Here is a 23,746-nt window from a genome sequence, read left to right as displayed (position 1 = left end):
GTCTGTCAGTGAGTAAAAAGAAAAACAGAAAAAAGGCGTCCCCGACGCCATCAGCCCCGACGCAGCCGGAAACCGCTGGGGTCGTCAGCTTTGGTTATGATGAGATGCTGAGCGAACTGGAAGCCATTGTTGTCGAAGCGGAGATTCGTCTGCGGGATGAAGAAAGTCTCGCCTGAAAAGGCAACATCAATGATTCGATTTTCGTTTATGGCCTGAAGATAATATCGGCCCCGAAAGGGGCCGATGGCATTATTCACTCAGCGCGTCGGCAAGATCTTTTTTCACCTGGGTACGCTGCTCTGGCGTCAGCACCTGATTCACATCGAAATAGTACTTCACGCGGTAATAACGCACCTGCTGATCGATCTTACTGAAGGCTGCCAGCTGATCCTTGACCGCTTTCTCATCCCATTTTCCGGAATCAATCACGTTAATCAATGCGCCATCTTTAATGTCTTGCTGTGAAATCTGCTGAACATTATTTTCCAGTTGCTGATGCAGGCTTTTAATTTTCGCGACCTGATCGCTGGAGAGTTTTAAGTGCTGGACAATGGGATCCTGCGCTGGCGCCAGCGCTGCCTTAACGTCCGCGGCCTGTGCCGTCAGAGAGAAACCGGTAGTCAGAAGGGCTGCAAACGCAATACGGGTCATTAATTTCATTGTTTTATCCTGAAGTGAAGGTAGCAGAAATAGCGTCTTATTATTTTTCAGTCTACAATGAATAAATGTAAAAAATAATTCATAAAGATTTTTATATTCACAGACATAATATATTCATAGAATATATATACAAAAAAGATATTTCCAAGCTTATTTATTATTCTAAAAAATATACCTTAACCATCACATTAACCTAACCATTTGCAGAGCGCAAATAATTGACAGCAGTGACACTTACTCTATTTAATAAGCGCGGATGAAGTTATCCAGCATGTTAGGGACATCATATTTAGAATAGAAAAGGAGATAGGTATGTCATTACGGTTTCGCATATTATCGTTGTTTTTTTCCATATCGCTGTTAAGCGGCTGTAGCCTGGCCTCGCAGGCCTTTTTTACCGCAGGGGATAAATTATTTCAACCCGGTGATAACGCTACCGCGTCGATGCCGACGTATTCGGTCGCGCAGTTTCTGCAGCCGTATGCCCTTAATCCTGCAAAAGCCAGCAGCGATAATCTGGGTAAATGGGTGAAGATTCGTGGCGTGATTGTTGACATTCGGCGGATGAGCGGTATCGCCGACAGCTACTATTATATCGTTACGATGAGAGATGAACAGAATAAAACGGATAAACTTCTTACCTTCAATTTTGGTTCACATACAAAATCAGACGTTGAGTCCTTAAGTAACGGCAGCATCGCCACGATAATAGGCCAGGTTCATCAGTTGCAAGATTCTACGATACCGAGGCTGCAAAATCCTAAGGTGGTTAAATAACGGTAGCTGACCGGTAAGCCGCGTTCTTTTGGTATAGCGTCGTGGACAGTTATTCATCCTGTTCCCGCTACCCGAATAGTCAAAACCCCGCCGGAGCGGGGTTTTGACATAAAAAGGTGAAACTGACCGATAAGCCGGGTTCTGTCGTGGACAGTCATTCATCTAGGCCAGCAATCGCTCACTGGCTCAAGCAGCCTACCCGGGTTCAGTACGGGCCGTACCTTATGAACCCCTATTTGGCCTTGCTCCGGGTGGAGTTTACCGTGCCGCGGACTGTTACCAGCCGCGCGGTGCGCTCTTACCGCACCCTTTCACCCTTACCTGATCCCGCTTGCGCGGGCCATCGGCGGTTTGCTCTCTGTTGCACTGGTCGTGGGCTGTGACACCCCCCAGGCGTTACCTGGCACCTTGCCCTATGGAGCCCGGACTTTCCTCCCCTCCGCCCGTCTCCCCCCGAAGGAGGACGACGACGAAGCGGCGACTGTCTGGTCAGCTTCGGCGCGCAGTATAGAGGGTTTACCGCCCGTTGTCATCCTTCTGTCGTCATCCCAACCTGCAGGGTGGCGGCGATATTACGCGACGCGCGGTAAATGTTATCAAACGCTCCACGAAATGCCTCTTCCAGCGTCGAAACTGTGGTTAACACGCTGAAAACAGCATCGATGCCGTGATGGTGAACCACGCCGACGTCGTGGGTCAGGCTGCCGGCTATACCGATCACCGGCTTGCGATATTTTTTCGCCACCCGGGCTACCCCCACCGGCACCTTACCGTGAATGGACTGGCTATCGATCCGCCCTTCTCCGGTGACCACCAATGAGCAGTCGAGGATCTGCTCCTCCAGATTCAACGCCTCGGTGACGATATCAATGCCGCTGCGCAATTCCGCATTAAGCAAGGCCATCAGCGCGGCACCCATGCCGCCTGCCGCCCCCGCGCCGGGGATCGCCTTAACGTCCATCTGCAGCGACGCCTTAATGACGTCGGCGAAGTGCGCCAGATTACGATCCAGCTCAACGATCATCGCCTCGGTCGCCCCTTTCTGCGGGCCAAAGATCCGCGACGCGCCGCGCTCGCCCACCAGCGGGTTAGTGACGTCGCAGGCCACGTGGATCATCCTGTCACGTAAGCGTGGATCGATGGCGGAAAGATCGATCCGGCTCAGACGGCTCAGGCTACCGCCGCCATGGCCGATCTCCTGCCCCTCGGCGTCGCAGAGACGGGCGCCTAGCGCCTGCATCATGCCCGCCCCACCATCATTGGTCGCACTGCCGCCGATACCGATAATGATCCGTTTCGCGCCATGTTCCAGCGCCTGTAATATCAGCTCGCCGGTACCGCGTGAAGTGGTGATGAGAGGGTTGCGTTTTTCGGGCGGAACGAGTCCCAGGCCGCTGGCCGCCGCCATCTCAATAAACGCAGTGACGCCATCGCCGGACATGCCCCAGCAGGCCTCCACTTTCTCGCCCAGCGGGCCAGTCACCCATGCGGAATGTTCCGTTCCCTGCGTCGCGGCAATCATCGCCTCCACCGTTCCCTCGCCGCCGTCGGCGACGGGCATGGAAACATACTGCGCGTCGGGGAAAATTTCACGGAATCCTTTTTCTATCGCCTGAGCTACCTCGGCGGCAGACAGGCTTTCTTTGTAAGAGTCTGGGGCAATGACGATTTTCATAAGTTTGTAGCCTGACAGTGCCGCGCAAGGCAAGAATAACAGGGCGCGTGGTGCGCCCTTCTTGTTAGCGAGTGACTTCCACTTTCGCCAGTTTTTCGTAGTAGCACGCCAGCGCGCTATGGTCCGCGGTGCCCAGACCGTCCGCACGCAGCGCCTGCATCATCTCCATTACCGCCGCCGTCAGCGGTAGCTGAGCGCCCACGCCATGGGACGTATCCAGGGCGTTCGCCAGATCTTTAATATGCAGGTCGATACGGAAGCCCGGCTTGAAATTACGATCCATCACCATCGGCGCTTTGGCATCCAGCACGGTACTGCCCGCCAGGCCGCCACGGATCGCCTGATATACCAGATCCGGATTGACGCCAGCTTTGGTCGCCAGAGTCAGCGCTTCAGACATCGCCGCGATGTTCAGGGCGACAATCACCTGGTTAGCCAGTTTGGTGACGTTACCCGCGCCGATGTCGCCGGTATGCACCACGGAGCCCGCCATCGCTTTCATCAGATCGTAGTATTTATCAAAGATCGCCTTATCGCCGCCGACCATCACCGACAGGGTGCCGTCGATGGCTTTTGGTTCGCCGCCGCTCACCGGCGCATCCAGCATATCAATACCCTTGGCTTTCAGCGCTTCGCTGATTTCCCGGCTCGCCAGCGGCGCGATAGAGCTCATATCAATCACCACGGTGCCCGGCTTTGCGCCTTCGATAATGCCGTTTTCACCCAGTGCCACCTCTTTCACATGCGGAGAGTTTGGCAGCATGGTAATGATCACGTCACATTGCTCAGCAATCGCCTTCGGCGTCGTCGCGGTCTCTGCACCCGCGGCAATCACGTCGGCAATCGCTTCCGGGTTACGGTCGGACACCACCAGCGAATAACCTGCTTTCAGCAAATTTTTGCTCATCGGTTTACCCATAATGCCAAGACCGATAAAACCTACTTTGATTTTCATAATGTTCTCTCTCTTCATCCTGGTGATTATTTTTTAAACGCATCAGCAAGTTTCTGCGTTGCTGAGCGGAAGACGCCCAGATCGCTGCCGACGGCGACGAAGGTCGCGCCCCATTCCAGATAGCGGCGCGCATCGGCTTCCACCGGCGCCAGAATGCCACTTGGCTTACCGTGTTTCTTCGCGCTGGCGAAGATATGCTGGATGGCGCGCTGTACCTCAGGATGGGCGGCATTGCCCAGATGACCTAAGGCCGCGGCCAGGTCGCTCGGGCCGACGAACAGGCCGTCGACGCCGTCGGTCGCGGCAATCGCCTCGACGTTGTCCACCCCGGTCTGGCTCTCAATCTGCACCAGAATGGAAATGTTCTTGTTGGACTGGGCGAAGTAGTCCGCCACGGTGCCAAACATATTGCCGCGGTGGGAAACGGAGACCCCGCGGATCCCTTCCGGCGGATAACGGGTCGACGCCACCGCCTGCGCCGCCTGTTCAGCCGTCTCGACAAACGGCACCAGGAAGTTATAGAAGCCGATGTCCAGCATGCGCTTGATGATGATCGGCTCATTGGTCGGCACACGGACTACCTGCGCGCTGGAGCTGCCCTTCAGCGCCATTAGCTGTGGGATAAGCGTGGTCACGTCGTTCGGCGCGTGTTCCGCATCCAGCACCAGCCAGTCGAAACCGGCCAGACCCAGCACCTCGGTGCTGATCGGGTTAGCCAGCGCGCACCAGCAGCCAATCTGCACCTGATGAGCCGCCAGCGCGGCCTTAAATTTGTTCGGGAAAATTGCGTTATCCATGATGTTTACCTTGCGTTAATCGTTGCTTACTTCTGCAATTCCAGGCGTTTAATCTCGCGAACCATAAATATAATCAGCAGAATAAAATAGCGAGTTGGTATTCCTTGTTTCTCATCCCATCCAGGATCATGAAGATATTCATCAAACACAGAACACCTTTTATTATTTTTTTAATCGGGTTCTTTATTTGTTAAATAGACGATATCAACGCTCTCTTATTGCCTATCGGCTACCTCAAAATCATGACACAGTATAATCAGCCTGCCATCGCCAGACACCATGCATAATCACAATATAAATGTCTTATCTGACGCTTTAGTTAGGCAAATGCCACAAGTCATGGGCGCTAATCCACAGTTCTCATGATTGCCTGTCGGTGCGTGAGCTTCGTCGCAAAGAGGGGTGATACAGATCACATTTTAAAGCCATTACTCCTGACATTCTTTATTTCATTATTCTTTTCTACAGCACCAGAATGACCATTTCATTCTTTTTTTAGCACCTTTTTGGAGATGACTGGACAATGGCTGACATTGCAATTCGACAACAATCGCCAACCGCGTTTTATATTAAAGTTGACCCGACAGATAACGTGGCGATTATTGTTAACGATCGGGGATTGACCGCCGGAACACGTTTCCCGGACGGCCTGACGCTCGTCGAACACATCCCACAGGGTCATAAAGTAGCCCTGGTGGATATCCCTGCCCGCGGTGAAATCATCCGCTACGGAGAAGTGATTGGCTTCGCCGTGCGCGACATCCCACAGGGAAGCTGGATTGACGAATCGCTGGTGGAACTGCCCACCGCCCCGCCGTTGAACACCCTGCCGCTGGCGACCAAAGTGCCTGAACCCCTACCGCCGCTGGAAGGCTATACCTTTGAAGGGTACCGCAATGCCGATGGCAGCGTGGGCACCAAGAACCTGCTGGGCATCACCACCAGCGTGCACTGTGTTGCGGGCGTGGTTGATTATGTGGTGAAAATCATTGAACGCGACCTGCTGCCGAAATACCCCAACGTCGACGGCGTGGTAGGCCTGAACCACCTCTACGGTTGCGGCGTGGCGATTAATGCACCGGCGGCGGTAGTGCCAATTCGCACTATCCACAATATCGCCCTCAACCCGAATTTCGGCGGCGAGGTGATGGTCATTGGCCTCGGCTGTGAAAAGCTGCAGCCGGAACGCCTGCTGCAGGGCACGGAAGACGTCAAAAGTATCCCGGTGGACAGCGCCAGCATCGTCAGCCTGCAGGATGAAAAGCATGTTGGTTTTAAATCGATGGTCGATGACATTCTGCAGGTCGCCGAGTGCCACCTGGCGAAACTGAACCAGCGCCAGCGGGAAACCTGTCCGGCTTCAGAGCTGGTGGTCGGCATGCAGTGCGGCGGCAGCGACGCCTTCTCCGGTGTGACCGCCAACCCGGCGGTGGGTTATGCATCCGACCTGCTGGTGCGCTGCGGCGCGACGGTGATGTTCTCGGAAGTGACCGAAGTCCGCGACGCCATCCATCTGTTAACCCCGCGGGCGATTAACGAAGAGGTCGGCAAACGCCTGCTGGAAGAGATGGCCTGGTACGATAACTATCTCGACATGGGCAAAACCGACCGCAGCGCCAACCCCTCCCCCGGCAACAAAAAAGGCGGCCTGGCTAACGTGGTGGAAAAAGCGCTGGGTTCTATTGCTAAATCAGGGAAAAGCGCCATCGTCGAGGTGCTCTCTCCAGGCCAGCGCCCGACCAAACGCGGCCTGATTTATGCCGCGACCCCCGCCAGCGATTTTGTCTGCGGCACCCAGCAGGTCGCCTCTGGCATTACCGTGCAGGTGTTCACCACCGGTCGCGGCACGCCGTATGGCCTGATGGCGGTACCCGTAATAAAAATGGCGACCCGGACCGAGCTGGCCAACCGCTGGTATGATTTAATGGACATTAACGCCGGGACCATCGCCACTGGCGAAGAGACGATTGAGGATGTCGGGCGGAAGCTGTTCGAATTTATTCTCGACGTCGCCAGCGGACGCAAGAAAACTTTCTCCGATCAATGGGGCCTGCACAACCAGCTGGCGGTGTTTAACCCGGCGCCGGTGACCTGATCGAGAGCGTGAGAATTTAACTACTTTTAGCCCGGATTTATCCGGGCTTGTTGGTTACGGATGCTGTGCGGCAAGGAAAGCGATTCTGCCCTTTTCTTCCGACATTTCTTCCGACATATCAGATGACGTTCAAGCCGCCCTTCAATTTCTGAAGAGCGGCTTGCTGATCCCAAAGTCAATTTACAGGGTTACTCCCCCTGCTGCTCCAGGGCGTACTTATACAACGCATTTTTCTTTACGCCGTGGATCTCCGCGGCCAGCGCGGCGGCTTTCTTCAGCGGCAGCTCTGCCTGCAGCAGCGCCAGGGTACGCAACGCGGCCGCCGGCAGCGCCTCTTCCTGGGCCTTGAAGCCTTCGACGATCAGTACCATCTCGCCTTTACGACGGTTTTCGTCTTCCTTCACCCAGGCCACCAGCTCGCCGATCGGCGCGCCGTGGATCGATTCCCAGGTTTTGGTCAGCTCGCGGGCCAGCACCACGTAGCGGGATTCCCCCAGTACCGCGCAGATATCTTCCAGACTCTCCACCAGGCGGTGCGTCGACTCATAGAAGATAATAGTGCGCGGCTCTTCTTCCAGCGCCTTCAGGGTATCGCGGCGGCCTTTCGATTTCGCTGGCAGGAAACCTTCATAGCAGAAACGGTCGGAAGGCAGACCGGCGGCGCTCAGGGCGGCGATGGCCGCGCAGGGGCCCGGCAGCGGTACGACGCGAATATTCGCTTCGCGGCAGGTGCGCACCAGATGGTAGCCAGGGTCATTAATCAGCGGCGTGCCGGCATCGGAGACCAGCGCAATGTTTTGGCCTGCCTTCAGTTTAGCAAGAAGTGTTTCCGCCTTTTGCTGCTCGTTATGGTCGTGAAGCGCAAATAAGCGGGCGTTAATCGCAAAATGTTGCAGCAGCAAACCGGTGTGGCGGGTATCTTCAGCAGCAATTAAATCAACAGCTTGCAACACTTCCAGTGCGCGCTGCGTGATATCAGACAGATTCCCTATCGGAGTGGGCACAATATAGAGCTGCCCCTGAGAATTATCCGCTGATTCGTGTTGTTTCATTGTCTCGTCCGTATTGCCGATTTAATATTGAGCATTGAGCCAAAAAAATATCACTGGACACTTATGGTACCGTCAACATTTCTTCGTTCTAAGCCCGCGCGCTGTCTGCCCGTATTGCTGGCGACGCTTCTTTTTGCTGGCTGCGGCACCCACACGCAGGATCAAAGCACGGCGTTTATGCAGGGTACATCGCAGGCCAACTCCAGTTTCTACCTACAGCAGATGCAGCAAAGCACGAATGATAGCAAGACCAACTGGCAATTACTCGCCATTCGTGCACTGCTTCAGGAAGGGAAGAAACAACAGGCCATCGACCTGTACAACCAGTTGCCGTCGAACCTGAACAGCACCCAGGCCCGCGAACAGTCGCTGCTGGCGGTGGAAGTGAAGCTGGCGCAAAACGACTACCAGGGCGCTCGTACTCTGCTGGCAAAGCTCGACCCGGCAAGCCTGGATCAACCCCAGCAGGCGCGCTACTGGCAGGCACAAATTGATGCCAGCCAGGGTAAGCCATCAGTTACGTTACTGCGTGCGTTAATCGCCCAGCAGCCACTGCTGAGCGATGCCAAACAACGCCAGCAAAACATTGACGCGACCTGGCAAGCGTTAACCACGATGACCCAGGATCAGGCCAATGCGCTGGTGATCAATGCCGATGAAAATACCCTCCAGGGCTGGCTGGATCTGCAGCGGATGTGGTTTGACAATCGCAACGATCCGACGCTGCTGAAGGCGGGCGTTAAAGACTGGCAGACGCGCTACCCGCAAAACCCGGGCGCCAAAATGCTGCCGACGGCGCTGGTGAACATGCAAAACTATAAGCCCGCATCCACCAACAAGATTGCGCTTTTTCTGCCGCTGAACGGTCAGGCGTCGATCTTCGGCCGCACTATCCAGCAGGGCTTTGAAGCCGCCAAAAATGGCGCGCCGCCAGTGAACGGCAGCGCGGTTCCCGCGCAGGTTGCCCAGGCGGCGAATGTCTCCGGGAATGATGATGTGGTGAGTCCGTCGCAGGCAGAAATCAGCGATCTTACCGCCACCGGAAGCCGCGCTGAACCGGTGCAGGCGCCGGCACAAGACCAGGCGGCGCCTGCCGCGGAACCTGCAGCCCAGGCGCCGGCAGCGGCCGCTACGCCGCAGACCACCGCATCCCCGGCTACCCAGCCGGTAACCGCCCCGACCGCGCAGCCTCAACCCGTGGTCGCCACCGCCGCCAACCCCTCTGCGGAACTAAAAATTTACGACACCACCAGCCAGCCCATCAGTCAGTTGCTTGCCCAGGCTCAGCAGGACGGCGCCACTTTAGTCGTCGGACCGCTGCTGAAAGAGAACGTGGATGAGGTGATTAAGAGCAACACGCCGCTCAACGTGCTGGCCCTCAACCAGCCGGAAAAAGTCGAAAGCCGCGCTAACATCTGCTATTTCGCCCTTTCTCCGGAAGACGAAGCGCGTGACGCCGCCCGACATATCCACCAACAGGGCAAACAGACGCCGCTGCTGCTGGTTCCGCGCGGTGCGCTGGGCGATCGCGTGGTTAGCGCTTTTGCCGACGAATGGCTGAAGCTGGGCGGCGCCAGCGTCCTGCAGCAGCGCTTTGGCTCCACGGCTGAGCTGCGCGCCGGCGTCAACGGCGGAGGGGGCATTGCGCTGAGCGGCACGCCGGTCTCCACCCTACCTTCGGCCCAGAACAGTTCCCTCGGCAGTGCGGATGAGATGCCAGTGAGCAGCGGCGGCAGCGTAGACGCCGCCTATATCCTCGCCACCCCGGAACAGATTGCCTATATCAAACCCATGATCGCCATGCGCAACGGCAGTCAAAACAATGTCACCCTGTACGCCAGCTCACGCAGCGCCCAGGGCACCGCAGGGCCGGATTTCCGTCTGGAGATGGAAGGCCTGCAGTATAGTGAGATCCCGATGCTGGCCGGCAGCAACCCGGCGCTGATGCAGCAGGCGCTGTCCGCTGTACGTAATGACTACTCGCTGGCGCGCCTGTATGCCATGGGCGCTGACGCCTGGTCACTGGCGAACCACTTCACGCAAATGCGCCAAACGCCGGGCTTCGAGCTGAACGGGAATACCGGCGATCTGACGGCCACCCAGGATTGTGTGATTAACAGGAAACTGTCATGGCTCAAATACCAGCAGGGAAAAATCGTTCCGGCCAGCTAAGCAAACAGACTGGCGACGCCTGGGAAAACCAGGCTCGCCGCTGGCTGGAAGGCCAGGGCCTGCGTTTTATCGCCGCCAATGCCCGCGAGCGTGGCGGCGAAATTGACCTCATCATGCGCGACGGCGCCGTCACCGTTTTTGTCGAGGTGCGCTACCGCCGGAGCGCCCAGTACGGTGACGCGGCGGCCAGCGTCACCCCGCAAAAACAACAACGACTGCTTAAAGCCGCCCGTTTGTGGCTCTGCCGACAGAATGGGAGCTTTGAGACTGTGGATTGCCGTTTCGATGTGGTAGCCTTCACCGGAAACGACATCCAATGGCTAAAAAACGCCTTTGGCGAATAGCGTAATACCAGAAGTAAGGGATCCCGTGCTCGACAGAATCAAAGCCTGCTTTACCGAAAGCATTCAAACCCAAATTGCCGCAGCAGAAGCACTCCCGGACGCTATTTCCCGGGCGGCGATGACGCTCGTGCAGTCCCTGCTCAACGGCAACAAAATCCTCTGTTGTGGTAATGGCACCTCCGCCGCCAACGCACAGCATTTTGCTGCCAGCATGATTAATCGTTTTGAAACGGAACGCCCTGGTTTACCCGCCATTGCACTAAATACCGATAATGTGGTCTTAACCGCGATCGCCAACGATCGCCTGCATGACGAGATCTACGCCAAGCAGGTGCGCGCCCTGGGACACGCCGGCGATGTGCTGCTGGCGATCTCTACGCGCGGTAACAGCCGGGATATCGTCAAGGCGGTGGAAGCCGCCGTGACCCGCGACATGACTATCGTCGCGTTAACCGGCTATGACGGCGGTGAGCTGGCTGGCCTCTTAGGTCAGCAGGATGTCGAAATCCGCATCCCCTCGCATCGCAGCGCGCGTATTCAGGAGATGCATATGCTGACCGTCAACTGTCTGTGCGATTTGATAGATAACACCCTTTTTCCACACCAGGACGATTAAGGAGAACACATGAAGGCTCTCTCGCCCCTCGCCATCCTGCTTTCTGCACTACTGCTGCAGGGCTGTGTTGCCGCCGCGGTAGTCGGAACGGCAGCTGTCGGCACCAAAGCCGCAACGGACCCGCGTACGGTGGGAACCCAGGTCGATGACAGCACCCTGGAACTGCGCGTCAATAGCGCCTTGTCGAAAGATGAACAGATTAAAAAACAGGCCCGTATCAACGTCACGGCTTATCAGGGCAAAGTCCTGCTGACCGGCCAGTCGCCAACGCCGGATCTCTCTGCCCGCGCCAAGCAAATCGCCATGGGCGTGGAAGGGACCACGGAAGTGTTTAATGAAGTGCGCCAGGGCCAGCCGATTGGTTTAGGGACCGCCTCGTCTGATACCTGGATTACCACTAAGGTGCGTTCGCAGCTGCTGAGCACCGATCAGGTCAAATCCTCGAACGTGAAGGTGACCACGGAAAACAGTGAAGTCTTCCTGATGGGGCTGGTGACCGATCGTGAAGGCCGGGCGGCCGCGGATATTGCCAGCCGGGTGAGCGGCGTGTCCCGCGTGACCACCGCCTTTACCTACATCAAATAAAGCTGCAGTCTCCCGGCTGGCGCTGCGCTTAGCCGGGCTACCGTCCCCTATGCGTTGGGTGCCGGGTAAGGCGTAGCCGCCGCCCGGCACCCAATCCGGCTATCCGTACGTTTACGGCAAACTACACCAGCGCCAGCGCACCGACAATCGCCCCGCAAAGCGCCACCAGTCCGCCAGTCAGCCACAGCGCTTTGGCCGGGAAGGCTTTGCGCAGCATAATCAGCGACGGCACGCTCACCGCCGGCAGAGTGATGAGCAGCGCCAGCGCTGGCGCCGTCCCCATGCCAGCCAGCATCATCGTCTGCACAATCGGAATTTCCGCCGCGGTAGGGATCACAAACAGGCAGCCGGCTATCGCCATCGCGATGACCCAGAATAACGTGTTATCCACCGCGCCATCGGCGTGCGGGAACAGCCAGACGCGCGCCGCTCCCAGCACCAGTACCGCAAGGATATAAACCGGGATCGTATTCCAGAACAGCGTCCACAGCGCCCGCAGCCAGCGGCTAAAGAAGCTGTCTCTGGCCGCTTCAGACGGTGCAGCAGGCACTGCTACCGGCTGCGTCGCCGCCTCTTTCACCCATTTCTGCACCAGGGTCGCGACAATCAGCACCGTCGCCAGGCCAGCGACCAGGCGAACCAGCGCAAACTGCCAGCCCAGGACAAAGCCCATAAACACCAGCGTCGCCGGGTTGAGCAGCGGGTTACCCATCCAGAACGCCAGCGCCCCGCCCATCGACACCTGCTGTTTGCGCATGCCGGCCGCGACCGGCGCGGCGCAGCAGGTGCACATCATACCGGGCAGCGAGAAAATCGCCCCCAGCAGCGTGCCCTGAAAACGCGATTGTCCAAGGGTGCGCAGCAGCCAGTCGCGCGGGATCAGCACCTGAATCAGCGACCCGAGCAGCACGCCGAGCACTGCCGCTTTCCAGACGGCAAGGAAGTAAACTATCGCGTAGTCCCACGCGGCTTTCAGCGGGTTAGCGTCGGCCTGGGCCAGAATGGATTTACCGATACTGTGGGTTTCCGCAGCGGTGAAGGCTTTCCCGTAATAGGGCTGCCATTTGACGAACCACAGGCCGACAATCACGACGAGAAAGAAAAGCGCAGGTTTCCACCATTGAAACGGTGACGCCGCCTGAGATGAAGACTGACCAGTCATAGCATTCCCCAGCAAGAAATGTGGATATGAATTGAAGCCGTGAATAGTACGCCGGATGTTTGCGTTTGCAAAACGCTATTCAGCCTGCTGCGCGGCGCGCTCCCGCAGTTGGGATGACGTCAGAATTTGCACGCCTTCCTGGGTGGGCGACAGCGCCTCCGCCAGCAGGGCAATCGCCACGTCACGGGCCGGAATCGCCTTCCAGTTTCCCGGCAGCAGCCGGAACAGCGGTTCGAGGAAAGTCTCATTGGCCCGCTTCTTTTCCCGCTCGCCTGACAGCATCGACGGCCGGGCAATGGTCAGCCGCGGCCAGGCCTGTTCGATCAACGCCGCCTCCATTTCCCCCTTCACCCGATTGTAGAAAAACGGCGAGTGGGCATTGGCGCCCATCGCGCTGACCACCAGCATATGCTGCGCGCCAAGCCGTTTTCCGGCCAGCGCCGTATCGATAACCAGCGTGTAATCAGCATGGACAAAGGCCTCTTTGCTTCCCGCTTCCCGACGCGTCGTCCCCAGGCAACAGAAGACGATATCGACCGGGTCGACCACCTGCGCCAGAGCATCGGTCAACTGGGGATCGTGAGGATTGAACACCCCTTCCGCCGGTGCCAGCGGGCGACGCGTCGGGGCGGCGATGGCGCTGATGCTCGGCTCATTCTGCAGCAGCCGGAGTAAGTGACCGCCAACTAACCCGGTCGCGCCGGTTAATAATACCTGACTCATTGATTCTCCTTTACAGAATTCTCCGCCTTGCACTTTCGGGCTCATGTTCCAGGCTTAATACCTTACAAGGTAAGTATCCACCATCATCATGGAATTACCTCATTGACCATCCAGATAGCGGAGGAAGCATGAGTAAAAAGATAGCCGTGCTCATTACCGACGACTTTGAAGATTCTGAATTTACCTCTCCCGCCGATGCGTTCAAGCTCGCCGGGCATCAGGTCGTCACGATCGAAAAGCAGGCTGGCAAGACGGTGAAGGGTAAACAGGGAGAAGCGGAGGTCGCCATCGACAGAGCCATCGATGACGTCACACCTGGCGAATTTGATGCCTTGCTGCTGCCCGGGGGCTATTCCCCTGATCAGCTGCGCGGGGATGAACGCTTCGTCACCTTTACCCGCGATTTCGTCAACGGCGGGAAGCCGGTCTTCGCCATCTGCCACGGCCCGCAGCTGCTGATCAGCGCCGATGTGATCCGCGGGCGTAAGCTCACGGCGGTGAAGCCTATCGTGGTGGATGTGAAAAACGCCGGGGGCGAGTTTTACGACCAGGAGGTGGTGGTCGATAACGAACAGCTGGTCACCAGCAGAACGCCGGACGATCTGCCGGCCTTCAATCGCGAAGCGCTACGCCTGCTCGGCGCCGGCATCACGCCGCCAGTGTAACTTTTTCCCGAAGCCCAGCGTGTTATCGGTAAACTTGATTTCGTCCGGACGAATCTCCCATACCGGCGCCGACAGCATGCGGGCCACCGGAAAGCGCTTAACGTAGCGCTGGCGCATCCGCGCCTCTTCGTCACCGCTCAGACGACGGATCTCGCCTTTGAACTGCACGCCGCGGATCAGGGCCACGGTTTTTGGCTGGCCATTAACCGTACCGGCCACTTTCGCCCGTTCGCCGGTCATCTGACCGTGGCGGGTGTGCTCATCGCTGAGCAGATAAAAGGCCACGGTATCCGGGTCATAGACGTAAAAGGCATTCGCACACCACAGCTCGTCGTCGCGGGAGACGCACCAGGTGACGACGTGCTGTTTACTCAGCCAGCGACCAATGGCAGCAAGGGTTTCCATCTTTCTTCTCCATTATGCTATGGTGCACACACCTTACCATAGCGACTTTGTGACCGTGTGCTGGTTTCTGTATCTCATTCGAACCGCGGATAATCGCCTTTATACCGGCATCACCACCGATGTGCCGCGCCGCTTTCGCCAGCATCAGGCGGGAAAAGGCGCGAAGGCGTTGCGCGGTAAAGGCGACCTGCTGCTGGCCTTTAGCCACGAGGTTGGTGAACACTCACTTGCGTTGCGACTGGAATACCGCGTTAAGCAGCTAACGAAGCGCGAAAAAGAGCGCCTCGTTGCCGGAGAGGATGCCTTCGATACCCTGCTGGCGAGGCTCAAAGACGATTAAAATGGTCGCTGTATTCTACCTGGCCGTGAACGCCTTCGAGAGCGTCATCCGCCAGACGGTGAACCTGGAACGCCTCCGCGCTGTCCGGCCAGCGGCAACGGAGATCGAAGCGCGCGGCCGGCTCAAAACCGAAGCGACGGTATAAATGCGGGTCGCCCAGCGTCACCACCGCGGCATAGCCAAACTCATTCAGCGAATCCAGCCCTTCATAGACCAGTTGCCGGCCGATGCCCTGTCCACGATAGTGTTCATCCACCGCCAACGGCGCCAGACCGACCCACTGCAGCTCTTCACCTTCCACCGCAACCGGGCTGAAGGCAACGTAGCCGATCACCTGGCCTTCATCATCCGTTGCCACTACCCCCAGCGTGATCAGTCCATCTTCACGCAGATCGTGCACCAGCTGCGCTTCGGCATCGCGGCCGAAGGTACGACGCAGCAGCGCGTCGATTCCCGGTGCATCAATCCCAATCTCCACTCGAATCAGCATGCCTCACCTACCGATGTCTGTTCAGGTTTCTGCGGGCTCTTCAGTCCAGCTTCGACAAAATCCGCCAGTTGCAGCAACATCACGCGCAGCGCTTTTGGCATCTGCTCGAGCTCAATGGCGTCCATCAAATTTTTTACGTACAGCCCCAGCTCCGTATCGCCTTCAATCACCAGACGACGCTGGAAGAATAGCGTATCCGGATCCTGCTTGCGCGCGGCAATCATTAACAGATCGCTGGCATCGGCGCTGAAGCTGACGTCGGCGTCGGCCTGCTGGCTGACCACCAGGCGACCATCGACTACCGAGGTATACCACAGCAGACCAATGTCACGCACATGAATACTTAACCAGCGCCCCTCGAGAAACTCCAGTTCTCCCTCTGCCAGCGCCTGACGGAACTGCCAGCTTAGCACCTGCTCCAGCACCTGGCGCTTGAGGGCAAAAGGCGCCAGCTTAACCGGCACGCTCAGTAAAGACGGGCCAAAGTGGACCAGCCGGGAACGCAGTTTATCCAACACAAGCTTTACTCCATGAATGCAATTGTTCCGCTATTGTGCCATATCACATAAACAACATAGCGGCGTAAATCAACAAAAACGCGATGACGCCCGCCAGTTATTGGCGCCGCCAATACACTTTTAACTGCCTCAAATCAAAAATTGTCACCAGAAGGTTAACTAAAATCCCTGCTCGTTAACCATTCAGCGTCCCTGACCGGCCGCATTTTTCAGGAAAAATTATGGAGCTGCTCTGCCCAGCCGGTAACCTTCCGGCGCTTAAGGCGGCCATCGAAAACGGCGCCGATGCCGTCTATATCGGGCTGAAAGATGACACCAACGCCCGCCACTTTGCCGGCCTTAATTTCACCGAAAAAAAACTGCAGGAAGCCGTCAGCTTTGTGCATCAGCACCGTCGTAAGCTGCATATTGCGATCAACACCTTTGCCCATCCCGACGGCTATGCCCGCTGGCAGCGCGCGGTGGATATGGCCGCCCAGCTGGGCGCCGATGCGCTCATCCTGGCCGATATTGCCATGCTGGAGTACGCCGCGGAGCGTTATCCACACATTGAGCGTCACGTTTCGGTGCAGGCTTCCGCCACCAATGAAGAGGCCATTCGCTTCTATCATCGCAACTTTGACGTGGCGCGTGTCGTACTGCCACGAGTGTTATCTATTCACCAGGTAAAACAATTGGCCCGCGCCACGCCGGTGCCGCTGGAAGTCTTCGCCTTCGGCAGCCTGTGCATCATGGCGGAAGGCCGCTGCTATCTCTCTTCCTACCTGACCGGCGAATCGCCGAATACCGTCGGCGCCTGTTCGCCTGCCCGCTTCGTGCGTTGGCAGCAAACGCCGCAGGGGCTGGAATCGCGCCTTAATGAGGTGCTGATCGACCGCTATCAGGATGGCGAAAACGCCGGTTATCCGACACTGTGCAAAGGCCGCTACCTGGTCGATGGCGAGCGCTACCATGCGCTGGAGGAGCCCACCAGCCTCAACACCCTGGAGCTGTTGCCGGAATTGATGGCCGCCAATATCGCCTCGGTGAAAATCGAAGGCCGTCAGCGCAGCCCGGCGTACGTTACCCAGGTGGCGAAAGTCTGGCGCCAGGCGATCGACCGCTGCAAAGCCGATCCGCAGAATTTTGTGCCGCAATCCGCCTGGATGGAAACCCTTGGTTCGATGTCCGAAGGGACGCAAACCACCCTTGGCGCCTATCACCGTAAATGGCAGTGAGAAACATGAAATATTCATTAGGGCCGGTGCTGTACTACTGGCCAAAAGAGACGCTGGAAGATTTTTACCAGCAGGCGGCAAACAGCAGCGCCGACACCATTTATCTCGGCGAAGCCGTGTGCAGCAAACGCCGCGCCACCAAAGTTGGCGACTGGATCGAGATGGCAAAAGCGCTGGCCGGTAGCGGCAAACAGGTGGTGCTGTCTACCCTCGCGCTGGTGCAGGCCTCTTCCGAACTGGGCGAACTGAAGCGCTATGTCGAGAATGGCGAGTTCCTGATTGAGGCCAGCGACCTTGGCGTGGTGAACCTCTGTGCCGAACGCAAGCTGCCGTTCGTTGCCGGGCATGCGCTGAACTGCTATAACGCCGTCACTCTGCGCCTGCTGCTGAAACAAGGCATGATGCGTTGGTGCATGCCGGTAGAGCTTTCCCGCGACTGGCTGGCAAATTTACTGACCCAGTGCGAAGAGCTGGGTATTCGCAACCAGTTTGAAGTGGAAGTGCTGAGCTACGGCCATCTGCCGCTGGCCTATTCCGCGCGCTGCTTTACCGCCCGCTCGGAAGACCGGCCAAAGGACGAATGCGAAACCTGTTGCATCAAGTACCCGACCGGACGCAGCATGCTGTCGCAGGAGAACCAGCAGGTGTTCGTGCTCAACGGTATCCAGACGATGAGCGGCTACGTCTATAACCTTGGCAACGAGTTAACCTCGATGCACGGCCTGGTGGATATGGTGCGCCTGTCGCCGATGGGCAACGAAACCTTCGCTATGCTAGAGGCCTTCCGCGCCAACGAAAACGGTGCTGGGCCACTGGATCTTACCAGCAATAGTGATTGCAACGGCTACTGGAAACGGCTGCCCGGTCTGGTGCTGCAAGCCTGATAAACCGCTCACTTTGTTAACAACAGTGCTCAGATTTTAATGCATTATTAAAGATGCAGCTTTTCTGGTTGGCGCGTCCAGGATGCGCCAGGCTGGAAGAAGACCTTCAATCTGATGACGATGCTGTAGCAAAGTGAGCCTTTATGACTGACAAATCTGTTCCGTTCTCGGTGCTCGACCTGGCGCCGATCCCGCAAGGATCTTCTGCCAAAGAAGCCTTTACCCACTCTCTGGATCTTGCCCGGCTGGCCGAATCGCGCGGCTATCACCGCTACTGGCTGGCGGAGCACCATAATATGGTCGGCATTGCCAGCGCGGCGACCTCGGTGCTGATAGGCTATCTCGCCGCCAATACCACCACTCTGCATCTCGGTTCCGGCGGGGTGATGCTGCCCAACCACTCACCGCTGGTGATCGCCGAACAGTTCGGCACCCTGAATACCCTTTATCCCGGGCGTATCGATCTCGGACTTGGCCGCGCGCCAGGTAGCGATCAGCCGACCATGCGTGCCCTGCGCCGCCATATGAGCGGCGATGTCGATAACTTCCCGCGCGACGTGGCGGAACTGGTGGACTGGTTTGACGCCCGCGATCCGAACCCGCACGTGCGTCCGGTTCCCGGCTATGGCGAACGAATTCCGGTGTGGCTGCTGGGCTCAAGCCTGTACAGCGCCCAGCTGGCGGCGCAGCTCGGCCTGCCGTTTGCTTTCGCCTCACACTTCGCGCCAGACATGCTGTTCCAGGCGCTACATCTGTATCGCAGCAATTTCAAACCTTCGGCGCGGCTGGAAAAACCGTACGCGATGGTGTGTATCAATATCATCGCCGCCGACAGCAACCGCGATGCGGAGTTTCTCTTCACTTCCATGCAGCAGGCGTTTGTGAAGCTGCGTCGCGGCGAAACCGGACAACTGCCGCCGCCGGTGGAAAATATGCATCAGCTGTGGTCAGCGTCTGAGCAGTATGGCGTGCAGCAGGCGTTAAGCATGTCGCTGGTCGGCGATAAGGCTAAGGTTCGTCATGGTTTAGCGTCGATTCTGCGCGAAACCGAGGCGGACGAAATCATGGTCAATGGCCAGATCTTCGACCATCAGGCGCGCCTGTATTCGTTTGATTTAGCGATGCAGGTGAAAGAGGAGCTGTTGGGGTAACACAAACGTCAGCCCGGTGGATGTCATGCCACCGGGCATTAACCTTACTGATAAACCGGCAGCAGATTAAAGCTCGACAGGAAGTGCACCACCGCGTTGCCGAGACCAAAGAGCAGGATCAGCACAATCATCGCTTTTCCGCCCCATACGCGGAACTGTGGGCTGCCGAAGCGTTTACGCGAAGCGCGGGCCAGCAGCGCTGGCACAATGGCCGCCCATACCGTCGCCGCCAGGCCAGCATAGCCGATGGCATACAGGAAGCCGTCAGGCTTCACCAGCCCGCCAATCATCGGCGGGATAAAGGTCAGCAGCGCGGTTTTAAAGCGCCCCATCGCACTATCGTCAAACCCAAACAGATCCGCCAGATAGTCGAACAGACCCAACGTGACGCCGAGGAACGAACTGGCGACGGCAAAGTTGGAGAACACCACCAGCAGCAGATCCAGACCGCGGTTATTCAGCACACCACTCAGGGCCTGCACCAGCACATCAATGTTACCGCCCTTTTGCGCGATATCGATAAACTGCGGACGGGGAATATTGCCCATCGTCACCAGCAGCCAGACCACGTACAGACCCAGCGCCAGCAGCGTACCGTAAACCAGGCAGCGGGTAATGGTGCGCGGATCCTTACCATAATATTTCATCAGGCTCGGCACGTTACCGTGATAACCAAACGAGGCCAGGCAGAACGGCAGCGTCATCAGCAGGTAGGGCGCATAGGAGGCATTCTTCTCCGCGACGTTAAACAGCGTCGTCGGTTCGACGTGTCCCAGCAGGCTGCCGAAGGTCAGGAAGAAGGTGATGACCTTGGCGCCGAGCACGATAGCCGTCATGCGGCTCACCGCTTTGGTGCTCATCCAGACAATAAACGCCACCAGCAGCGCAAAGCCGAAGCCTGCCGCGCGCGCCGGCACGTTCAGCGACATTTCACTGAAGGTGTGGTGCAGGATCGAACCGCTCGCCGAAATATAGGCGTAGGTCAGGATATACAGCACAAAGGCGATCGACACGCCGTTCACCAGGTTCCAGCCTTTGCCAAGCAGGTCTTTGGTGATGGTGTCGAAGCTGGAGCCAATCCGGTAGTTGAGGTTGGCTTCAAGGATCATCAGACCGGAGTGCAGCATGCAGAACCAGGTGAAAACCAGTGCCGCCAGCGACCAGAAGAACCACGCGCCGGACATCACCACCGGCAGCGAGAACATGCCCGCACCGATAATTGTGCCGCCGATAATCACCACGCCGCCAAATAAAGACGGTCGGGTGGTCGTAGTGGTTAGTGTCGCCATTTACCGAATTCTCCAGTCAAAAAAACTTTCCCACGATGGGTGCGACGCACTGTACCAGTACACGAGTACAAAAGGAATAAAAAAAGCCCCAATCATGACGATCGGGGCTGTATTATTTACTTTACGCTAGCGTGTTGTGCTAATTACGCATCGCCACCGAAACGACGACGACCGGCGGAGTCATCACGACGCGGAGCAGCACCAGCATCATCGCGGCGCGGTGCGCGGTTACCACCGTCACGACGCTCGCCGCTGAAACGACGACCATCACCACGACCGCCTTCACGACGCTCACCACCGAAGCTACGACCGCCTTCACGACGCTCACCGCCGAAGCTACGGCCACCTTCACGACGCTCACCACCACGGCGTTCACCGCCACGGTCTGGACGCGGCTGAGCATCACCCAGCAGCTGCATGTTCATCGGTTTGTTCAGGATGCGGGTGCGAGTAAAGTGCTGCAGTACTTCGCCCGGCATACCTTTCGGCAGTTCGATGGTGGAGTGAGAACCGAACAGCTTGATGTTACCAATGTAACGGCTGCTGATGTCGCCTTCGTTAGCGATCGCGCCAACGATATGACGAACTTCAACGCCGTCATCACGGCCCACTTCAATGCGGTACAGCTCCATATCACCAACTTCACGACGCTCACGCTTCGGACGATCTTCGCCACTACGCTCAGGACGATCACCACGCGGACCACGGTCATTGCGGTCGCCGCGACGTTCGAAACGATCGTCACGATCGCGGAACTCGCGCTTAGGACGCATCGGCGCGTCCGGCGGAACGATCAGAGAACGTTCGCCCTGGGCCATTTTCAGCAGCGCAGCAGCCAGCGTTTCCACGTCCAGCTCTTCGCCTTCAGCCGTCGGCTGGATTTGCGACAGCAGCGCACGGTACTGGTCCAGATCGCTGCTTTCCAGCTGCTGCTGAACTTTAGCCGCGAATTTTTCCAGGCGACGTTTACCCAGCAGTTCTGCGTTCGGCAGTTCTACTTCAGGAATAGTCAGCTTCATCGTACGTTCGATGTTACGCAGCAGGCGACGCTCGCGGTTCTCAACGAACAGCAGTGCGCGGCCAGCACGACCCGCACGACCGGTACGGCCGATACGGTGAACGTAAGACTCGGAATCCATCGGGATGTCATAGTTAACAACCAGGCTGATACGCTCAACGTCCAGACCACGGGCCGCAACGTCGGTCGCGATCAGGATATCCAGACGACCGTCTTTCAGACGTTCAAGAGTCTGCTCACGCAGCGCCTGGTTCATATCGCCGTTCAGCGCGGCGCTGTTATAGCCGCTACGCTCCAGCGCTTCAGCCACTTCCAGGGTCGCGTTTTTGGTACGCACGAAGATAATCGCCGCATCAAAATCTTCCGCTTCCAGGAAACGCACCAGCGCTTCATTTTTACGCATGCCGTAGGCAGTCCAGTAGCTCTGGCTGATATCCGGGCGAGTCGTGACGCTGGACTGAATGCGCACTTCCTGCGGCTCTTTCATAAAGCGGCGGGTAATGCGACGAATCGCTTCCGGCATGGTGGCAGAGAACAGCGCGGTCTGATGACCTTCCGGGATCTGCGCCATAATCGTTTCTACGTCTTCGATAAAGCCCATGCGCAGCATTTCATCGGCTTCGTCCAGTACCAGACCGCTCAGTTTAGAGAGATCCAGCGTGCCGCGCTTCAGGTGGTCCAGCAGACGACCCGGGGTACCGACAACGATCTGCGGCCCCTGACGCAGGGCGCGCAGCTGCACGTCATAACGCTGGCCGCCGTACAGGGCAACCACGTTTACGCCGCGCATATGTTTAGAGAAATCCGTCATTGCTTCAGCAACCTGTACCGCCAGTTCGCGGGTCGGTGCCAGCACCAGAATCTGTGGAGCTCGCAGCTCAGGATCAATGTTGTTCAGCAGCGGTAAAGAGAACGCTGCGGTTTTACCGCTACCCGTCTGGGCCATACCCAGAACGTCGCGGCCGTCCAGCAGATGCGGAATGCACTCAGCCTGGATCGGAGATGGTTTTTCGTAACCCAGATCGTTAAGCGCTTCAAGGATGGGAGCCTTCAGGCCCAGATCTGCAAAAGTGGTTTCGAATTCAGCCATGTAGTACGTGTGCCTCAAAATTAATGGCGGCCAGTCTACATAACTCATCGTGAAAATTTTCGGTAATTTTCATTGAAAAGTGTGAACCGGCTCAAAGTAGGTGTATTAACGAACAACAACGCCCTCACCCGCAAAGGTGATGGCAAGCAAAAAACTATGGGCTGATGTGTTCGTCAGCTATTGCTGGTCCGATTCTGCCAGGTCATCTTGCTCCTGGCCCAAGAGCGATAATTCCAACAATGCGTATCGGTGCTCAACGTAGTTATGTACGTTGTTGGCGACCGCCAGTTTGAACAGTGCCGTAGCGCTGTCCTTGTCCCCCAGACTTAGGTAGTACTTACCTAAATAGAAGTTGGTTTCACTGAGATGCTCAGCGAGCGAGGTGTTATCCGTTGCGTCTGCCTTCAGACGAGTCATCAGCTCTTTTTCGCTAATGTCGCCAAGGTAGAACTCGACAATGTTCCATCCCCATTGCTCTTTGTCCGACTTGTTTAAGCGCTCTCTGAGTGCTTCAAGCGCCCGCTTCTCGTCGAGTTTACGCTCGGCGATGTAAAGCCACAGGCTACGGAAAGGATCATTGGGATCGTCTTGATAAAACGCCAGCAGATCATCTTGCGCTAACTTAGCCCGGCCGCCGTAATACAGGGCGATACCGCGGTTCAAGTGCGCGTAGTTGTAAGTTGGATCAAGCTCAAGTACAGAATCAAACGCTTCATAGGCAGCATCAAAATTGCCTGCCTGCGTTAAGTAAATGCCTAAGTAATTGAATACTTCAGGCATATCGGGTCGGATTGCCAGCGCTTGTGAAAAATCATTTCGCGCTAATGCCCTCAGACCGAGACTATCATACAACACTCCGCGCTCATATAAAAGCTGTGCGCGTTCGTCATCGGATAAAGCCCGACTGGCAAGAATTTGTTCCATGCGTGCCAGAATCACTTCTTGCTGTAAAGTCGGTTGCAATGGTACTGCGAGGACGGCGTCCTTACGCCAGGCGGTGCTACTGCATCCTGCCAGCGTGAGAGCTGTCGCCACGAAACACCAGCGCAAAAAAGGCTTCATTTCC

The 23,746-nt window shown here is 57.1% G+C and carries 26 protein-coding genes and 1 other RNA gene; 12 read left to right on the top strand and 15 right to left on the bottom strand.

The features are described from left to right. Positions 1 to 8: 8 nt before the first annotated feature. Complete coding sequence (locus CWM58_RS28455) at positions 9 to 176, top strand: hypothetical protein (protein WP_008806592.1); 168 nt, start codon at positions 9 to 11, stop codon at positions 174 to 176. 73 nt (positions 177 to 249) lie between these two features. Here the strand turns inward: CWM58_RS28455 and CWM58_RS07045 are convergent, their stop codons facing one another. Next, positions 250 to 660 carry a Spy/CpxP family protein refolding chaperone gene (locus CWM58_RS07045; RefSeq protein WP_100680604.1) on the bottom strand — a complete coding sequence of 137 codons (411 nt, stop codon included), beginning with the start codon at positions 658 to 660 and terminating at the stop codon, positions 250 to 252. Between the two features lie 312 nt (positions 661 to 972). Between CWM58_RS07045 and CWM58_RS07040 the strand changes: the two genes are divergently transcribed. After that, a complete protein-coding gene (locus tag CWM58_RS07040; RefSeq protein ID WP_100680603.1) occupies positions 973 to 1,437 on the top strand; it encodes an OB-fold putative lipoprotein in 465 nt (154 codons plus the stop codon). A 114-nt stretch (positions 1,438 to 1,551) separates the two neighbouring features. Here CWM58_RS07040 and rnpB read toward each other — a convergent pair. From rnpB to garL, 4 genes are all read right to left on the bottom strand, one after another. Further along, an RNA gene (gene rnpB / locus CWM58_RS07035) (RNase P RNA component class A) lies at positions 1,552 to 1,934 on the bottom strand. Between the two features lie 32 nt (positions 1,935 to 1,966). Continuing rightward, positions 1,967 to 3,112, bottom strand: coding sequence for a glycerate 2-kinase (gene garK, locus CWM58_RS07030; protein WP_100680602.1), 1,146 nt, complete (start codon positions 3,110 to 3,112; stop codon positions 1,967 to 1,969). A 64-nt stretch (positions 3,113 to 3,176) separates the two neighbouring features. Then, the gene (gene garR, locus CWM58_RS07025; RefSeq protein ID WP_100680601.1) at positions 3,177 to 4,067 is read right to left on the bottom strand and encodes a 2-hydroxy-3-oxopropionate reductase; all 891 of its coding nucleotides are present in this window, start codon (positions 4,065 to 4,067) and stop codon (positions 3,177 to 3,179) included. Positions 4,068 to 4,093: 26 nt separating this feature from the next. Then, positions 4,094 to 4,864 carry a 2-dehydro-3-deoxyglucarate aldolase gene (gene garL / locus CWM58_RS07020; protein ID WP_023298255.1) on the bottom strand — a complete coding sequence of 257 codons (771 nt, stop codon included), beginning with the start codon at positions 4,862 to 4,864 and terminating at the stop codon, positions 4,094 to 4,096. A gap of 523 nt (positions 4,865 to 5,387) precedes the next feature. On the opposite strand from garL, the gene garD reads away from it, so the two are divergent. Then, on the top strand, positions 5,388 to 6,959 hold the full coding sequence (gene garD, locus CWM58_RS07015; protein ID WP_022066325.1) for a galactarate dehydratase: 1,572 nt from the start codon (positions 5,388 to 5,390) through the stop codon (positions 6,957 to 6,959). 188 nt (positions 6,960 to 7,147) lie between these two features. Here garD and rsmI read toward each other — a convergent pair whose 3' ends face one another. Further along, positions 7,148 to 8,011, bottom strand: a complete 864-nt coding sequence (gene rsmI / locus CWM58_RS07010) for a 16S rRNA (cytidine(1402)-2'-O)-methyltransferase (RefSeq protein ID WP_074387506.1) — start codon at positions 8,009 to 8,011, stop codon at positions 7,148 to 7,150. Positions 8,012 to 8,074: 63 nt separating this feature from the next. Between rsmI and CWM58_RS07005 the strand changes: the two genes are divergently transcribed. Genes CWM58_RS07005 through dolP form a run of 4 tightly spaced genes read left to right on the top strand, consistent with a single transcriptional unit; the run spans position 8,075 to position 11,728 of the window. Then, positions 8,075 to 10,183 carry a penicillin-binding protein activator gene (locus CWM58_RS07005; protein WP_100680600.1) on the top strand — a complete coding sequence of 703 codons (2,109 nt, stop codon included), beginning with the start codon at positions 8,075 to 8,077 and terminating at the stop codon, positions 10,181 to 10,183. Continuing rightward, the gene (locus CWM58_RS07000; protein ID WP_061153215.1) at positions 10,141 to 10,527 is read left to right on the top strand and encodes a YraN family protein; all 387 of its coding nucleotides are present in this window, start codon (positions 10,141 to 10,143) and stop codon (positions 10,525 to 10,527) included. The genes CWM58_RS07005 and CWM58_RS07000 overlap by 43 nt, the downstream gene beginning before the upstream one ends. Positions 10,528 to 10,552: 25 nt before the next feature. Then, a complete protein-coding gene (diaA, locus tag CWM58_RS06995) occupies positions 10,553 to 11,143 on the top strand; it encodes a DnaA initiator-associating protein DiaA (protein ID WP_002918211.1) in 591 nt (196 codons plus the stop codon). Positions 11,144 to 11,152: 9 nt separating this feature from the next. Next, entirely contained in the window at positions 11,153 to 11,728 is a 576-nt protein-coding gene (dolP, locus tag CWM58_RS06990; RefSeq protein WP_002918214.1) for a division/outer membrane stress-associated lipid-binding lipoprotein, read from the top strand. A gap of 121 nt (positions 11,729 to 11,849) precedes the next feature. Here the strand turns inward: dolP and CWM58_RS06985 are convergent, their stop codons facing one another. Together CWM58_RS06985 and CWM58_RS06980 are read right to left on the bottom strand one after the other, a co-directional pair. Continuing rightward, complete coding sequence (locus CWM58_RS06985) at positions 11,850 to 12,890, bottom strand: permease (RefSeq protein ID WP_061153214.1); 1,041 nt, start codon at positions 12,888 to 12,890, stop codon at positions 11,850 to 11,852. 75 nt (positions 12,891 to 12,965) lie between these two features. Further along, positions 12,966 to 13,613, bottom strand: coding sequence for an NAD(P)H-binding protein (locus tag CWM58_RS06980; protein ID WP_061153213.1), 648 nt, complete (start codon positions 13,611 to 13,613; stop codon positions 12,966 to 12,968). Between the two features lie 128 nt (positions 13,614 to 13,741). Between CWM58_RS06980 and CWM58_RS06975 the strand changes: the two genes are divergently transcribed. Continuing rightward, on the top strand, positions 13,742 to 14,278 hold the full coding sequence (locus CWM58_RS06975) for a type 1 glutamine amidotransferase domain-containing protein (RefSeq protein WP_008806618.1): 537 nt from the start codon (positions 13,742 to 13,744) through the stop codon (positions 14,276 to 14,278). On the opposite strand, the gene CWM58_RS06970 is transcribed toward CWM58_RS06975, so the two are convergent. Further along, positions 14,240 to 14,683, bottom strand: coding sequence for a YhbP family protein (locus CWM58_RS06970; RefSeq protein WP_008806619.1), 444 nt, complete (start codon positions 14,681 to 14,683; stop codon positions 14,240 to 14,242). The two genes, CWM58_RS06975 and CWM58_RS06970, sit on opposite strands and share 39 nt — an antisense overlap. Before the next feature lie 49 nt (positions 14,684 to 14,732). On the opposite strand from CWM58_RS06970, the gene CWM58_RS06965 reads away from it, so the two are divergent. After that, entirely contained in the window at positions 14,733 to 15,023 is a 291-nt protein-coding gene (locus CWM58_RS06965) for a GIY-YIG nuclease family protein (protein WP_032731566.1), read from the top strand. Here the strand turns inward: CWM58_RS06965 and CWM58_RS06960 are convergent. Further along, positions 15,010 to 15,513: a GNAT family N-acetyltransferase gene (locus tag CWM58_RS06960; RefSeq protein WP_100680599.1), complete on the bottom strand. Its 504-nt coding sequence runs from the start codon at positions 15,511 to 15,513 to the stop codon at positions 15,010 to 15,012. The two genes, CWM58_RS06965 and CWM58_RS06960, sit on opposite strands and share 14 nt — an antisense overlap. After that, positions 15,507 to 16,031: a ubiquinone anaerobic biosynthesis accessory factor UbiT gene (gene ubiT, locus CWM58_RS06955; RefSeq protein WP_008806622.1), complete on the bottom strand. Its 525-nt coding sequence runs from the start codon at positions 16,029 to 16,031 to the stop codon at positions 15,507 to 15,509. Before ubiT ends, CWM58_RS06960 begins: the two co-directional genes overlap by 7 nt. Positions 16,032 to 16,252: 221 nt before the next feature. Between ubiT and ubiU the strand changes: the two genes are divergently transcribed. The 3 genes from ubiU (at position 16,253) to CWM58_RS06940 (ending at position 19,283) form a co-directional block, all read left to right on the top strand. Next, on the top strand, positions 16,253 to 17,248 hold the full coding sequence (ubiU, locus tag CWM58_RS06950) for a ubiquinone anaerobic biosynthesis protein UbiU (protein WP_004206164.1): 996 nt from the start codon (positions 16,253 to 16,255) through the stop codon (positions 17,246 to 17,248). Between the two features lie 5 nt (positions 17,249 to 17,253). Then, on the top strand, positions 17,254 to 18,132 hold the full coding sequence (locus CWM58_RS06945) for a U32 family peptidase (protein ID WP_100680598.1): 879 nt from the start codon (positions 17,254 to 17,256) through the stop codon (positions 18,130 to 18,132). Positions 18,133 to 18,275: 143 nt separating this feature from the next. Beyond that, positions 18,276 to 19,283, top strand: a complete 1,008-nt coding sequence (locus CWM58_RS06940; protein ID WP_100680597.1) for a luciferase-like monooxygenase — start codon at positions 18,276 to 18,278, stop codon at positions 19,281 to 19,283. Positions 19,284 to 19,327: 44 nt separating this feature from the next. Here CWM58_RS06940 and mtr read toward each other — a convergent pair whose 3' ends face one another. The 4 genes from mtr to nlpI form a co-directional block, all read right to left on the bottom strand. Continuing rightward, positions 19,328 to 20,572 (bottom strand): tryptophan permease, encoded by a 1,245-nt coding sequence (gene mtr / locus CWM58_RS06935; protein ID WP_061153208.1) that lies wholly within the window; start codon positions 20,570 to 20,572, stop codon positions 19,328 to 19,330. A gap of 143 nt (positions 20,573 to 20,715) precedes the next feature. Further along, positions 20,716 to 22,680, bottom strand: coding sequence for a DEAD/DEAH family ATP-dependent RNA helicase (locus CWM58_RS06930; protein ID WP_100680596.1), 1,965 nt, complete (start codon positions 22,678 to 22,680; stop codon positions 20,716 to 20,718). Then, positions 22,673 to 22,753: a protein YrbN gene (gene yrbN / locus CWM58_RS06925; RefSeq protein WP_085954934.1), complete on the bottom strand. Its 81-nt coding sequence runs from the start codon at positions 22,751 to 22,753 to the stop codon at positions 22,673 to 22,675. Before yrbN ends, CWM58_RS06930 begins: the two co-directional genes overlap by 8 nt. A 104-nt stretch (positions 22,754 to 22,857) precedes the next feature. Further along, on the bottom strand, positions 22,858 to 23,742 hold the full coding sequence (nlpI, locus tag CWM58_RS06920) for a lipoprotein NlpI (RefSeq protein WP_002918241.1): 885 nt from the start codon (positions 23,740 to 23,742) through the stop codon (positions 22,858 to 22,860). Between the last annotated feature and the right edge of the window lie 4 nt (positions 23,743 to 23,746).

The sequence above is a fragment of the Klebsiella sp. H-Nf2 genome (assembly GCF_002806645.1).
Taxonomy (GTDB): Bacteria; Pseudomonadota; Gammaproteobacteria; order Enterobacterales; family Enterobacteriaceae; genus Klebsiella; species Klebsiella variicola.
Note: the sequence above shows the minus strand (reverse complement) of the source record. Positions and strands in the feature narration are given on the sequence as shown.